The sequence below is a fragment of the Gemmatimonadales bacterium genome (assembly GCA_041390145.1).
Lineage (GTDB): Bacteria > Gemmatimonadota > Gemmatimonadetes > Gemmatimonadales > GWC2-71-9 > SPDF01.
Genome location: JAWKQM010000010.1, coordinates 82,014 through 95,320, shown reverse-complemented (window position 1 = coordinate 95,320; position 13,307 = coordinate 82,014). Strand labels below are relative to the sequence as shown.

Annotated in this window: 13 protein-coding genes; 6 read left to right on the top strand and 7 right to left on the bottom strand. The window is 66.9% G+C overall.

The genetic code is table 11. The features are described 5' to 3' along the window. Positions 1–5: 5 nt before the first annotated feature. Positions 6–368 carry an STAS/SEC14 domain-containing protein gene (locus R2910_10100; GenBank protein MEZ4413324.1) on the bottom strand — a complete coding sequence of 121 codons (363 nt, stop codon included), beginning with the start codon at positions 366–368 and terminating at the stop codon, positions 6–8. Between the two features lie 112 nt (positions 369–480). Here R2910_10100 and R2910_10095 point away from each other — a divergent pair, with 112 nt between their 5' ends. Then, positions 481–1,809 carry an amino acid permease gene (locus R2910_10095; GenBank protein ID MEZ4413323.1) on the top strand — a complete coding sequence of 443 codons (1,329 nt, stop codon included), beginning with the start codon at positions 481–483 and terminating at the stop codon, positions 1,807–1,809. Here the strand turns inward: R2910_10095 and queG are convergent. The 3 genes from queG to R2910_10080 are packed head-to-tail and all read right to left on the bottom strand — an operon-like array spanning position 1,806 to position 4,340. Next, on the bottom strand, positions 1,806–2,738 hold the full coding sequence (gene queG / locus R2910_10090) for a tRNA epoxyqueuosine(34) reductase QueG (protein ID MEZ4413322.1): 933 nt from the start codon (positions 2,736–2,738) through the stop codon (positions 1,806–1,808). The two genes, R2910_10095 and queG, sit on opposite strands and share 4 nt — an antisense overlap. Before the next feature lie 13 nt (positions 2,739–2,751). Continuing rightward, complete coding sequence (locus R2910_10085) at positions 2,752–4,029, bottom strand: NAD(P)/FAD-dependent oxidoreductase (protein ID MEZ4413321.1); 1,278 nt, start codon at positions 4,027–4,029, stop codon at positions 2,752–2,754. Between the two features lie 5 nt (positions 4,030–4,034). Continuing rightward, positions 4,035–4,340: a hypothetical protein gene (locus tag R2910_10080; GenBank protein MEZ4413320.1), complete on the bottom strand. Its 306-nt coding sequence runs from the start codon at positions 4,338–4,340 to the stop codon at positions 4,035–4,037. A gap of 129 nt (positions 4,341–4,469) precedes the next feature. On the opposite strand from R2910_10080, the gene R2910_10075 reads away from it, so the two are divergent. From R2910_10075 to R2910_10055, 5 genes are read left to right on the top strand one after another with little or no spacing between them, the layout of a single operon-like run. Next, positions 4,470–5,525 carry a DUF481 domain-containing protein gene (locus R2910_10075; GenBank protein ID MEZ4413319.1) on the top strand — a complete coding sequence of 352 codons (1,056 nt, stop codon included), beginning with the start codon at positions 4,470–4,472 and terminating at the stop codon, positions 5,523–5,525. A 4-nt stretch (positions 5,526–5,529) separates the two neighbouring features. Then, positions 5,530–6,669: an aminotransferase class V-fold PLP-dependent enzyme gene (locus tag R2910_10070; protein MEZ4413318.1), complete on the top strand. Its 1,140-nt coding sequence runs from the start codon at positions 5,530–5,532 to the stop codon at positions 6,667–6,669. Then, the gene (locus tag R2910_10065) at positions 6,659–7,390 is read left to right on the top strand and encodes a TIGR00730 family Rossman fold protein (protein MEZ4413317.1); all 732 of its coding nucleotides are present in this window, start codon (positions 6,659–6,661) and stop codon (positions 7,388–7,390) included. Before R2910_10070 ends, R2910_10065 begins: the two co-directional genes overlap by 11 nt. 25 nt (positions 7,391–7,415) lie before the next feature. Beyond that, complete coding sequence (speY, locus tag R2910_10060; protein MEZ4413316.1) at positions 7,416–8,561, top strand: deoxyhypusine synthase; 1,146 nt, start codon at positions 7,416–7,418, stop codon at positions 8,559–8,561. Next, a complete protein-coding gene (locus R2910_10055; protein MEZ4413315.1) occupies positions 8,551–10,092 on the top strand; it encodes an MFS transporter in 1,542 nt (513 codons plus the stop codon). Before speY ends, R2910_10055 begins: the two co-directional genes overlap by 11 nt. Positions 10,093–10,190: 98 nt before the next feature. On the opposite strand, the gene R2910_10050 is transcribed toward R2910_10055, so the two are convergent. The 3 genes from R2910_10050 to R2910_10040 are packed head-to-tail and all read right to left on the bottom strand — an operon-like array spanning position 10,191 to position 13,118. Further along, entirely contained in the window at positions 10,191–10,562 is a 372-nt protein-coding gene (locus R2910_10050; protein MEZ4413314.1) for a metal-sensitive transcriptional regulator, read from the bottom strand. Continuing rightward, positions 10,562–12,886: a heavy metal translocating P-type ATPase gene (locus tag R2910_10045; protein MEZ4413313.1), complete on the bottom strand. Its 2,325-nt coding sequence runs from the start codon at positions 12,884–12,886 to the stop codon at positions 10,562–10,564. The genes R2910_10050 and R2910_10045 overlap by 1 nt, the downstream gene beginning before the upstream one ends. A gap of 13 nt (positions 12,887–12,899) precedes the next feature. After that, a complete protein-coding gene (locus R2910_10040) occupies positions 12,900–13,118 on the bottom strand; it encodes a cation transporter (GenBank protein ID MEZ4413312.1) in 219 nt (72 codons plus the stop codon). Between the last annotated feature and the right edge of the window lie 189 nt (positions 13,119–13,307).

Below are 13,307 nucleotides of genomic sequence, written 5' to 3'. Positions count from 1 at the left end.
CGGGACTACTCGGCGACCCACTTCTTGGCGTCTGGGAGCTCGGCGTTGGTGAACACCCGCACCTCTCCGGGCATCGCGAAGCCGAAGATGTGCGTCGCCGAGCGGAGCCAGTCGATGTCGGTCACCAGGGCGATTCGTTCCCACGCGGAAGGATGTTCCAGCCCCACCTTGGCGTCGGCCCACATGGCGCCGATGCCGAAGCCGTCGAAGTCGGCGCCGAGGTGATAGAGCAACCGAAGCTTGCCCTCCTTGGCCAGGCCGGCCTTGACCGCCGGGACGAGGACGGTCTCGTAGTCGGACGCGGTCACCTTGCCACTGGCCGAGAAGCCAAGAACGTTCTCAGGAAGATCCGGGATGACGGTGATCATGGGTGCACTCTCTGTTGCGGTGTCCCGGGAAGATAGTCGCCGGTCCGCATGCCGCTGGCGCCCTCCCCCGCCTCACCGTACCTTCGTCCCTTCCCCTCCTTCCGGAGTGTCTGTGGCCGTCACGTATGCCCGCCGTCTCGGTCTCTTTTCCGGCACCATGTCGGTCATTGGCGGCATTATCGGCGCCGGCATCTTCCTCAATCCATCCATCGTGGCGCAGCGGGTCGGTACGCCGGCGGCGACCATCGGTGTCTGGGTGGGCGGTGGATTGGTGGCGCTGATCGGAGCGTTCATCTTCGGCGAGCTGGGACAACGGCGGCCCAAGGTGGGCGGCGGCTACGCCTACCTTCGCGAGGCATTCGGCCCCTTTCCAGCATTTCTCTATGCCTGGGCATTGCTGCTGATCATCGCCCCGGGGGCCATCGCCGCCGTGGCGGTCACCGCCGGCAACTACGGTGCGGCGTTGTTCGGGGTCTCCTCGGAGGTGGCGCGGCCGGCGGCTGTGACGGCCATCCTCCTCCTGACGCTCGTCAACTGCCTCGGCGTCACGTTCGGCGCCGTCACGCAGAACATCTTCACCGTCCTCAAGCTGGCCGCCATCGGCATGGTGGTCGTCGCGGGCCTGTTTGCCCTGGGGAACCCCGCGCCGGCCTGCCTGGACTGCGCCGCGCCGGTGGTGCCTGTGGGTGGTGGCGCCATGATCGGCGCCGTGGCGGCAGCACTGGTACCGGTCCTCTTTTCCTATGGCGGGTGGCAGCAGACCAATTTCATCGCCGAGGAGATCATCGAACCGGAGAAGAACCTGCCGCGGGCGCTGGTGCTGGGCGTGGTGATGGTGGTGCTGGTCTATGTCCTGGCCAATGCGGCCTATCTCGGCGCGCTCGGCGTGGCGGGGCTCGCGGCGAGTTCGGCGCCGGCGGCAGATACCATGGAGGTCCTGCTCGGACCGGCGGGACGGATGGTCATCACGGCCGGGATTGTCTTCTCGACCTTCGGCTTCCTGAATCTCGTGATCCTGGTGACGCCCAGGGTGTTCCAGGCCATGGCAGCCGACGGGCTCTTCTTCGAGCGGTTCGCACGCCTGCATCCGAAGTTCCGCACTCCCGTGCCGGCTATCATCTTCCTTGGCGTCTGGTCGGCCATCCTCGTCTACAGCGGCAAGTACGGCGCCCTCCTCGACTATGTGGTTTTTGCTGACTGGATCTTCTTCGGCCTGACGGCGCTGACGCTCGTGGTGTTCCGGCGGCGAGACGGCATGGCCGGGGTGCGCTTCAGCGTGCCGGCCTTCCCGCTGGCGATGGCAGTCTTTGTGGGAGTGGCCGGCTATGTGGTGGTGGGGTCGATCCTTTCCAACCCGGGCAACGCCGTGCGTGGCGCGGGGTTACTCGCCCTCGGCCTTCCGGTATACCTCTACTGGCGATCGGCAGGCATCCGCGCCTAACCGTCTCGAAGGGTGGCCCAGGCGTTCCGCCAGTTTCGCCGCATCCGCTCGAGGCCTGGCCGGGCCAGCGGAGTGTCGCCGAACCGGGCCTGAAACTCCTCTTCCTCCATCCGGTCGAAGCACTCCTCGTCTGCCCCTCGCAATTCGCCGCGATCCCTGAACTCGGGGACCGTTGTTTCCGCCGCAAAGCGCAAATTCCACGGACAGACATCGTTGCAGACATCGCAGCCAAACGCCCACCCGTCGAATTGGCCGGCCAGTTCGGCGGGAATCTCCTTCTTGTATTCAATCGTGAGATAGGAGATGCACCTCGTGGCATCGAGAATATACGGCTCGACGAAGGCATCGGTGGGGCACGCATCGAGGCACTTGGTGCAGCTGCCACAATGGTCGGTGGTGAAGGGCTGGTCGATGTCGAGTGGCAGGTCGGTGAAGATGCTGCCGATGACGAACCAGGAGCCCAGGCCCGGGCGGAGGAGCATCGTGTTCTTGCCGATCCAACCGAGGCCGGCCCGCTCGGCGAGCTCGCGCTCGGGCACCGGTCCGGTATCGACATATGGTCGCGCCGTCTTTGCGCCGTGGTCCAGCATCAATTCTGCTAACTGATTGATTCTATTAAATGTAGTTATGTGGTAGTCTTTGCTACGACTATATCTTGCAAGCTTCGGTTCTGGCGTCGGCGATGCGGATTCCGGATAGTAGTAGTTATCAAGAATAACAACTGCGCGCGTCGCTTCGAGGTCGATGAGGCGGGTGTCCTTCCGCTTCTTCGCCTGGCGGTTGATATACCGCATGTTCCCGCCGTACCCGGCATGGAGCCAGGCGGTCAGCGCATCCGCCCGAACGGAGGGGCCGAGGTCGGTGATGCCGCAGGCCACGAACCCGAGTTCGGCGGCGCGGGCTTTCACAGCGTGGGCAGGGAGGGTCACGCGGGATGGCTGGCTACAGCAGGAGTGGCCTGCGCTCAGCACGGGATCGTGCCCGGTGATGACAGGGGCGCCGCGGGCGGTGACGCTTGAAATGGGCCCGTTCTACCTGATCATGACGAGCAGGCGACGAATCCGGATCAGGAAGCTTGAAGATATGGACGAACACCCAGGCGAGCCACGCGACAAAGCCGCCGAAGTGGAGCCGGCCGAGATCGGCCACTCCCCTGCCGCGACCGATGACGGCCAGCTGGCCCCGGTCACGATACGCAAATCTCTCGCGGTCCTTTCCCTGGAGGTCGCGACGTATGGCCGCCGCCGCGAATTGCCCCTGCTGGATTGCGACCGGGCAGAGGCCGGGCAGGTACGCACCATCGCCAAGCGCGAAGGCCGCGGCATCGCCGAGCACAAACACTTCAGGGTGATTCGGGATGGTGCAGTCGGGGGCCACGAGTACGCGGCCGCTTCGGTCGAGCGGGACGCCGAGCGACTCCAGCAGCGGGCTCGCCCGGTTGCCGGCAGCCCAGACGACCGTGTGCGTCGGAATGATGAGCCTTCCTGCGGCAACATGATTCGCCTGCACATCGGTCACGAAGGTCTCGGTGCGGACCTCCACACCGAGGCGTCTGAGCGCCTCGCGCGCGTCGGCGGCCAAGGTTGGGGGATAACTGGGCAACAGCTGTCGACCGCCCTCGAGCAGCATCACCGTGGCCGCGCGCGGGTCGATCCGCCGGAAATCCCGGCGGAGGGCGTACTGCCGGATCTCAGCGAGGGCACCCGCGACCTCAACTCCGGTTGGCCCACCGCCAACCACGACGAAGGTCAGGAGCGCCCGCCGCTTCTCGACATCCGGCTCCCGCTCGGCGGCCTCGAACGCCAGCAGCACCCGCCGCCGCACCTCCTCGGCATCGTCCGCCGTCTTGATCCCGGGCGCGAACCGTTCCCAGGCATCGTGCCCGAAGTAGGAATGCCGCACGCCGGGTGCGAGCAGGAGGTAGTCGTAGGTCAGCGCGCTCCCGTCAGCCAGCTGGAGCGAGCGGCCCGAGACATCGATGGCACTCACCTCCGCCATGAGGACCTCGGTATTCCGCTGATGCCTGAGGATGGAGCGAATGGGGGAGGCGATATCGCTCGTATCCAGGGCGGCGGTCGCCACCTGATAGAGCATCGGCTGGAACAGATGGTAATTCGTCCGGTCGACGACCGTGACATCGACAGGCGCGCGACCGAGGGCCTTGGCAGCGTACAGCCCGGCGAAGCCGCCGCCAACAATCACCACGCGCGGGCGGGCCACGTCGTTCAGAGCCCCATGGTCTCCCGCCGCCAGCGGACGAACCGCAGCATGTCCTCGAGCGGCGGGACCGCGTCCTCGGCGCCGTAGGCGGTGTACATCCGCCAGCGCAGGTAGGTGGTATCGGGAAGGGGAAGGAAGGGTGGATTCGCCCACCACCGGCGCCGCCGGAAGGCCCATCCCGTCCGCAACAGGTCCATCGCCAGCCGGGGGTTTACCGCGGCCCGGAGCGCGGCTGCGGCGAGCAGCGGTGTCCACGAGCCGCGGAAGGCGGCGGCGCCGGGATGCTCGGGGTGGTGAAGGGCGGCGTCCATGCGGGGAATATATACCCGGCCCGTGCACCGGGGACCGGGGAACGAAGGACGGGTGGCACGCGTCCCGGATGGGGGTAGTATTCTTCCCATCCGCCCATGTCCCGGGCATCCGCCGCTGCCGGAGTCGACATGCTTCTCGGTACCACACTGCTTGGCGCCACGCTCCTGCTCGCCCCCCCGGACATGCTGGGGCCGAAGAACGACGTGCTCTACATGAAGAATGGCGACAAGCTGACCTGTGAAATCAAGACGATGGACGCCGGGGCCATCTACGTGAGCCTGGACTACGTCAACGGGAATGTCGCGGTGGAGTGGGCACGCCTGGCGGGCCTGGACAGTCCGAACCTTTTTCTCATTTCTCTCGATGATGGCACCGTGTACAACGGAAGAATCTCGATCCATCCCGTGGAGGGAACCGATTCGGTGCTCGTGGTCATCACGGACACCGACGGGCGGGTGGCCACCTTCGACAAGTCCCGGATTGCGGCGTTCAGCAGCACCGGGGCCTCGTTCTGGGGTCGGCTGAACGGAAGCATCTCGTCGGGGGTCAGCTACGCCAAGGGAAACGAGACGACCACCTATAACATCAGCTCGGCCGTGAGTTATCCTCGCCCGCGGTGGAGTGCATCGCTGGGCTTCAACTCGAACTTCTCCAGCAGTACCGGTACCGATGCCGCCACCCGGAACCAGCTCCAGCTCACGGCCAGCCATCTGCTGCGGTGGAACAACTGGTTCTACTCCGGGTTCGCCAACGGGCTGCAAAGCTCCGAGCAGCAGATCAGCCTCCAGACCAACCTGGGCGGCGGCGTGGGCCGGTACCTGAAGAAGACCAGCAACGTACGGCTCTCCGTGGTCGGGGGGCTGGTGTGGCAGGGGACCACCTACGAATCCTCCGTGAGTTCGGCGAGCCGAGAGGACATGCTCGGGGCCATGCTGCTGGGCACGGCCAACTACGTCAAGTTCAAGAAGACGACGCTCAGCGTGACCGTCAACGTGATCCCCTCCCTCACCGAGGCCGGCCGCTTCTACTTCAACACCAACGCCAACTACTTCCTCAAGCTCTTCGGCCAGATCAACTGGAACGTGTCGTTCTACGGCAACTGGGACACCCAGCCCCCCGCCGGTACCTCCGGCAACGACTACGGCGTCAACTCCGGACTCAGCTTCACCTTTGGCAACCAGTAGCGGCGTGCCTCACACCCTGGCGGCACGGTACCGTGCCGAATTCCCGATCTTCGAGCGCTGCGTCTACCTGAACAGCTGCTCTCTTGGCGCGCTCTCGCGGCGCTCCCGCGCCCGGGTCAACGAGTACCTCGATCTCTGGGACAGCCGGGGTGCCTCCGCGTGGTACGAGACGTGGTGGGCGGCGCTGGCGGAGCTGCGCGACCGGTATGGGGCGCTGGTTCACGCCCCGCCCGGCACCATCGCCCTGCATCCCAACGTGTCCGGCGCCCTCGGCGTCGTGGCCTCCACCCTCGACTACACCCACCGGCCGAAGGTGATCGTCACCAGCCTCGACTTTCCCACCATCGGCTACCAGTGGATGGCGAAGGCCCGGGACGGGGTGGAGGTGGTGGTGCTCGACAGCCCCGACGGCGTGTCGGTGCCACTGGAGATGTACGAACGCGCCGTCGATCAACGCACGTCGATCATCGCCACCAGTCATGTCTTCTTCACCAGCGGCGCCATCCAGGATGTCGCGGCCCTGTCCGCCATCGCGCATCGCGCCGGCGCCCTCTGCCTGGTCGACGGCTACCAGGCGGCCGGGCAGCTTCCCGTCGACGTCCAGGCGCTGGACGTCGACTTCTACGTCGGCGGCGGGCTCAAGTGGCTCCTCGGCGGGACCGGCGTGGCCTTCCTGTATGCCAGGCCGGAGCTGACACCCAGGCTGGTGCCCACCGTGACGGGATGGTTTGCGCATCGGGAGCAGTTCCGCTTTGATTCCCGCGCGCTGGAACTGCACGACGATGCCCGGCGGCTGGAGGCGGGCACGCCCCCGCTGATGCCGGTGTATGCCCAGTTGGGCGGGCTCGACATTCTCGAGGAGATCGGCGTTCCCGCCGTCCGTGCCGCGACCGCCGCGCTGACCGAGGACCTGATTGCCCTGGCGGCGGCCGCCGGCCTCGCGCCGAAGGTGGCGTCGCGTGCGGAGGACCGGAGTGCCATCGTCATGCTCCCTTCGCCGGATCCTGCCGCTGCCGTGCGGCGGCTGGCCGACGCGGGGTTCATTGTGGACGCGCGGCCAGGTCATGTGCGCGTATCACCGTATTTCTACAATCTGCCCGACGATCATCGGGCCCTGCTGGAGTGCCTGACCGATGGCCGCTGACGCGCCAACCCCGTCTGACCGCAGCCTGACCGAAGACGAACTCCTCTTCGACCGCTTTGCCACGGACGCCGAACGACGGCGGGCCGATGCGCTCAAGATCAGCGACTCGTGGCGGGTGTTGCGGATCATGGGGGAGTTTGTCTGGGGCTTCGACAACCTGGCGTCGATCAAGGACGGCGTGTCGATCTTCGGCTCGGCCCGGACCAAGCCTGACGACCGGTACTATCGCGACGCCGTGACGGTCGCCCAATTGCTGGCGGCACACCGGATTCCCGTCATTACCGGTGGCGGCCCCGGCATCATGGAGGCCGGCAATCGCGGCGCCAAGGAGGCGGGGGGCGAGTCGGTGGGCTGCAACATCGAACTGCCGTTCGAGCAGGGCAATAACCCCTACCTGACCAAGAACCTGCTTTTCAAGTTCTTCTTCGTTCGCAAGACGATGTTCGTGAAGTATGCGACCGCGTTCATCGTCTTTCCCGGCGGCTACGGCACGATGGACGAGCTCTTCGAGGCGTTGACCCTGATTCAGACCGGCAAGGTGAAGTCGTTTCCCGTCATCCTCTTTGGCCGGGCGTACTGGGAAGGCATGGTCGAGTGGCTCTCGCACACCGTGGCGGGCGCCGGCAACATCAACACCGGCGACTTGACCCTCTTTCACCTGACCGACGATCCGGAAGAGGCCGTCCGGATCGTCCTCGAGGCCCGCGCCAAGCGCGCCTGACCTTCCGCCCAGACCGGAGCACCGCATGACACGTCCCTCGAGCCCCTACCTGCGCGGCCAGCGCATCGATCCCACCGCCATCACCGGCGGCGAACAGATTGCCGACCTCGTGGACAACGCCTTCCTGGCCTACAACGCCGGGCGGCTCCGTGAAGGGTGTCAGCTCTTCACCACCCGGATGCTGCAGCCCGACACGACGGTGGGCATGAGCCTCACGGGTGCCATGACCCCGGCCGGCATCGGGATGAGCTGCCTCATCCCGCTGATGGAAGCGGGGTTTGTAGACTGGATCATTTCCACCGGCGCCAACCTCTATCACGACGCGCACTTCGCGCTCGGGCTCGCGCTGCACCGCGGCCGCCACGACGCCGACGACGTGGAGCTCCGCGACAAGGGCGTGGTGCGCATTTACGACATCTTCTTCGACTACAACGTGCTGCTCTCCACCGACGCCTTCGTGCGCGAGGTGTCGGCGCGGCCGGAGTTCCAGCGCGCCATGAGCTCGGCGGAGTATCACTATCTGCTGGGGGGCTACCTCCGGGAGCGGGAGGCGGCGCTCGGCCTGTCCAAACGCTCGGTGCTCTCCACCGCGCACGAGCTGGCGGTGCCGATCTACACGAGTTCCCCCGGCGACAGCTCGATCGGCATGAACGTCGCGGAACAGGCGCTGGCCGGGAGCCAGCTGCGATTTGACGTGAGCGCCGACGTGAACGAGACCGCGGCCATCGTGCTTGAGGCGAAGCGCACCGGCGGCAAGAGCGGCGTCCTCATTGCCGGCGGCGGCAGCCCCAAGAACTTCATGCTGCAGACCGAGCCGCAAATCCAGGAGGTGCTCGGGATCGACGAACGGGGCCATGATTACTTCCTGCAGATGACCGACGCCCGGCCCGATGTCGGCGGCCTCTCCGGCGCCACGCCGAACGAAGCCGTCAGCTGGGGCAAGATCGACCCGGACCAGCTCCCCGGGACCGTCGTCGTCTACGCCGACAACACCATCACCCTGCCCTTGCTCACCGCCTACGCACTGCAGCGGGTGGCGCCCCGTCCGCCCAAGCGTCTCTATGACCGGCGTGAGGGGATGATGGAACGGCTGGTCACGGAGTATCGCGCCGCGCTCGCCTTCCGGGACCAGCGCGCGGACGATGCGGTGGGAGATCGGGGTGGCCAGTAGCGCACCCCCCGCCTTTCCTGGGCCCTCGCGGGCCTACAGCTGGTATGCCCTGGGGCTGCTCGCCCTGCTCAACCTGCTGAGCTACGTCAACCGAAACGTCATCTTTGCCCTCGTCCCGCCGATCGAGCTCGATCTCCACCTGACAGATACACATGTCGGATGGATTGCCTCCGCGTTCGTGCTGCTCTTTTCGGTGGCGGTCTTTCCCTTCGGGGTGCTGAGCGACTTGCGCTCCCGGCGTGCGGTAGCCGCCGTCGGTGTCGTGGTATGGAGCGCCTTTGCCTTCCTGGCCGGGCTTTCGCGCGGCTTCTGGGGGCTCTTCCTGGCGCGAGCGGCGGTCGGCATCGGCGCCGCCGCCTTCACGGCGGCGGCCGCCTCGCTCGTGGCGGACTACTTCCCGGGCCGCCGGCGCGCGGTGGCGATGGGCGTGTTCTCCGCGGGGATTCCGATTGGTGGCGTCGTCGGCATCGCCATCGGTGGACAACTGGAACAGTTCTACGGGTGGCGCATCGCGATGATGGCGGTGGCCGTGCCGGGGTTCCTGCTCGCCGCGCTGGCCGTCCGACTCACCGATCCGACCCGCCCGCCACCGATCTTGACCGTACGGCAGTACTGGCGTCAGCTGGAACTCGGGGCCACTGGTGCGCTGAAGGTGGCATGGCCCCTCCTGCTGGGCACGGCCGTGGGCCTGCTCGCTGCATGGATTCTCGACAGTCGATACGGCGCCACGTCGAGCCTGGACACGGCGGCGCTCGCCACCGGCATCGGGCTGGGGCTGGCGGGCAACCTGGTGCTGGTGGTCCGCGCCAACCGCCGCAAGGAGGATGTCTTCGATTTTCTCCCCGCGGAAAGCATGAACGACGCACTCGGCGAAATGAAGATCGCGGTGGATACCGTGCTTCGCACGCCGACTCTCAAGTATCTCTTCGTGGGCGGGGCGCTCGTGTCATTCGGGATGAACGGGCTGGTGGGGTGGGCGCCGACGTTCATGTCGCGCGCGCTGGGCCTGAGCGTGGCCCAGGGGACGCTGCTGCTCGGTCAATGGGGGTTGCTGGCCGGCACCTCGGGCACGCTGGCTGGCGGAATGCTTGCCGACTGGCTGGGAAAGTTTACCCGGCGGGGTCGGATGCTGGTGTCGTCACTGGGATTGTTCGTTGGCGGGCCGCTGGCCATCTGGTTGCTGTCCGTGCGTGATCTCGGCGTCTTCGTACCAGTTTTCGCGGCGGCGTTCTTCTTCCTGACGCTCTACAACGGGCCGGTCATTGCGGCGGTCTTCGATGTGGTGCCCGCCCGGATCGGGGCGACCGTGGTGGGGGCGTACCTGCTCTTCATTCACGTGGCGGGTGACGCGATTGCCCTGCCGCTCGTCGGCTTCCTTTCAGACCGCTTCGGCATCGACCGGGCCATCTTCATCCTGCCGGCCGCGGCGATTGCGGGCGGGGTTGTGCTCTTCCTGGGGGTTGGGACGGTGCTGCGGGACATGGCGTTTGTGGCAGCTCGAACGACAACTTCACACCCGATCGTCCAGTAGTCGGCACCAGTATTTCACCACTAGTCAAACTTGGACCCCGGCTTCCGCCGGGGTGACGAACCGCCGATATTCCTGCCCCGCTGCCCCGCCCTTCTTGCCTACCGCGCATTCCGGTACAACAACTCCACCAGCTCATCGTACATTGCCCCGGTCTGCTCCGGGTCCTCCGATCGAATGGCGGTGGCCGCGCAGTGTTCCAGGTGGTTCCGAAAGAGGATGCGCGCCACTCCACGCAGCGCCTCGTGCACCGACGAGACCTGTGTCAACACATCCGCGCAGTAGCGCTCTTCTTCGAGCATGCGCTGCAGGCCGCGCACCTGTCCCTCGATCCGCCTGAGCCGGTTCAGCGCCGCTTCCTTCAGCGCGGGATCCACCGCCACGGCGTGGGTGCCGTCGCCGGGACGGGCACAGGCGCAGGGCGCCACAGGTTCGTCGAGGGAGATGTCGTGGTCGGGCGTGCTCGCTGGCATCAGGCCCTCCGGAGGCGCAGGCTGTTCGTGACGACGGACACGCTGCTCACCGCCATGGCGGCGGCGGCGATGGTCGGCGTGAGGAGAATGCCAAAGAATGGATAGAGCGCCCCGGCCGCGACCGGGATGCCCACGACGTTGTAGGCAAACGCCCAGAAGAGATTCTGCTTGATGACGCGGAGGGTGCGGCGGGCCAGCCGCACCGCCTCGGGGACACCGGCCAGGTCGCCGCGCATCAACGTGATGTCGCCCGCCTCGATCGCCACGTCCGTGCCGGTGCCGATGGCGATGCCGACATCGGCTTGGGCGAGTGCCGGTGCATCGTTCAGGCCGTCCCCCACCATGCCGACCACCTTGCCGTCGGCCTGCAGCCGCTGAACCACCTCGCGCTTGTGCTCCGGCAGCACCTCCGGCACCACGACGTTGATTCCGATCTGGCGCGCGACGCTCTCGGCGGTGCCGCGCGCGTCGCCGGTGAGCATCACGACTTCCAGCCCGAGCGCCCGCAACGCCGAGACGGCTGCGGCGCTCGTCGGCTTGATCGGGTCGGCCACGGCGATGACACCGGCCGCGGCACCGCCGATCGAGACGAGCACCGGCGTCGCGCCGAGGTCGGCCAGTTCGTCCGCTGTGGCATGGAGCGAGGAGCTGTCGATGCCCCAATCAGCGAAGAGCGCGCGGTTTCCCACCAGTACACCTTCGCCGTTGACGACACCGACGACGCCCTTCCCCGGGAAGACCTGAAAGGATTCCACGGGGGGAATGGTGAGACCCCGGTCGATGGTGGCGGCCACGATCGCCTCACCAAGGGGGTGTTCACTCATCCGCTCGAGCGCGGCCGCGGAGGTGAGGACCGCCGGCTCGTCCCCTGCCCCGACCAGCCGGACCTGCGTCACCGCCGGGCTCCCTTCGGTGATGGTGCCGGTCTTGTCGAGCACCACCACGTCGAGTTCGGCGGCGCGCTGCAGGACATTGCCACCCTTGAAGAGGACACCACGTTCGGCGCCGCGCCCGGTGGACACCATGACGGCGGTGGGCACCGCCAGCCCCATGGCGCAGGGACAGGCGATGATGAGCACCGTGACGGCGGCAGCGAGCGCGCGAACCACTCTGGGGTCAGGCCCGAGGAAATACCACAGGGCAAACGTGGCGAGCGCGATGACGATGACCACCGGCACGAAGACGGCGGCAATGCGGTCGGAGAGCTGCTGGATGGGGGCCTTGGCGCCTTGCGCCTCCCGCACCATGCGGATGATCTGCGCGAGGACGGTGTCGCCCCCGACACGCGTGGCGCGAAAGCGAATGGCGCCGGCGCGGTTGAGGGTGGCGCCGACGACGGTGCTGCCGGGTTGCTTGGCGACGGGGGTGGGTTCCCCGGTGAGCATCGCCTCGTCGACCGACGTGGTGCCCTCCAGGACGACCCCATCCACCGGTATCGTCTCGCCGGGCCGCACCAGCAGTTCATCGCCGCTGCGCACCTGGCCCAGTGGAAGCTCGAGCACTTCCCCGCCCCGCACCACATGGGCGGTATCTGGCCGCAGCGCCACGAGCTTCCGGATGGCCGCGGAAGCACGGCCCTTGGCGCGCGCCTCCAGATAGTTCCCCAGCAGAATGAGCGCGATGATCCAGACCACCGCCTCGTAGTACACGTGGGGTTCGACGCCACGCGCCAGGAAGTACGAGGCGCCCACCGTCATGGCGAGGCTGAAGAGGAACGCCGCGCCGGTACCCACGGAAACGAGGGTGTTCATGTCGGCGCCGCCATGCCGCGCGGCGGCCCAGGCGCGCACGTAGAAATGCCGGCCGGCCCAGAAGACGATTGGCAGGGTGAGGCAGAGGAGCGTCCAGCGCCAGGTATCGGCGCTCACATCGTAGAGCGCAGGGGCCACCGAGCGCAGCGCGGCGCTGAGCGGCATCATCAGGTGCATCAGCGGGTCGGCCGCGCCCTGCGCCGCGGCGGCCTCGCCGAGCGGGAGGCCGATGAGCATGGCGAGCGCGGCGGCGACGAGACTGACCGCCACCTTGCGGCGCAGGCTCTTCAGTTCGCCGGCCAGTCGCAGCTCGTCCGCCGTTTCCTCGTCGCCCGGTGAAGCCTCGGGGCGGGGGAGCTCCGCGCCGTATCCGGTGTCGCGAATGGCGGCCACGAGCGCATCGAGGGAGGCGACCGCCGCATCGAATTCGACGGTGGCCGAATTGGTCATCAGGTTGACGTTGGCGGACGCCACCCCGGGGGTGCGCTCCAGCGTACGCTGGATGCGCGCGCTGCACGCAGCGCAGGTCATTCCAGAGACGGGAATGGTGACCCGATCGGTGGTGGCTGGCATCGGCCTTATCCGGTCATCCCGCGCTCGGCGCGGGGGTGGCGCGGTAGCCTTCTTCGGAGACGGCTGCGGCGATGGCGGTCGCGTCAATCAGGGAGGGGTCGAACCGGAGTTCGGCCCGGCCAATCTTGACCGAATCGACCTCCACCCCCTTGAGGGCGGCAAGGGCTTTGTTGACGGCATTGAGGCAGTGCCCGCAGGACATGCCTTCGATGTGGAGGATGAGATTTTGCATGATCCCATTGCGTAGTAGTGAGTACTACCAACTAGGTCTGCGCCCCCAGGAGCGTAGGTCTCGACAGGCAAACCGAGTCCGGGATTCCGAGGCGCAGCGGTGAATACTGGATCGAAAATATATAGGGTAGGGGGGTATGTCAATGGTATTGCCAAATCCGGCTGAAGTTCTTTCCCAGCAGGCATTTGC

Bases quoted from the DNA above. Each gene is read 5' to 3' on its own strand.
- R2910_10100 (MEZ4413324.1), bottom strand. From the start codon at position 368: ATGATCACCGTCATCCCGGATCTTCCTGAGAACGTTCTTGGCTTCTCG.
- R2910_10080 (MEZ4413320.1), bottom strand. From the start codon at position 4,340: ATGGACGCCGCCCTTCACCACCCCGAGCATCCCGGCGCCGCCGCCTTC.
- R2910_10075 (MEZ4413319.1), top strand. From the start codon at position 4,470: ATGCTTCTCGGTACCACACTGCTTGGCGCCACGCTCCTGCTCGCCCCC.
- R2910_10065 (MEZ4413317.1), top strand. From the start codon at position 6,659: ATGGCCGCTGACGCGCCAACCCCGTCTGACCGCAGCCTGACCGAAGAC.
- speY (MEZ4413316.1), top strand. From the start codon at position 7,416: ATGACACGTCCCTCGAGCCCCTACCTGCGCGGCCAGCGCATCGATCCC.
- R2910_10050 (MEZ4413314.1), bottom strand. From the start codon at position 10,562: ATGCCAGCGAGCACGCCCGACCACGACATCTCCCTCGACGAACCTGTG.
- R2910_10045 (MEZ4413313.1), bottom strand. From the start codon at position 12,886: ATGCCAGCCACCACCGATCGGGTCACCATTCCCGTCTCTGGAATGACC.
- R2910_10040 (MEZ4413312.1), bottom strand. From the start codon at position 13,118: ATGCAAAATCTCATCCTCCACATCGAAGGCATGTCCTGCGGGCACTGC.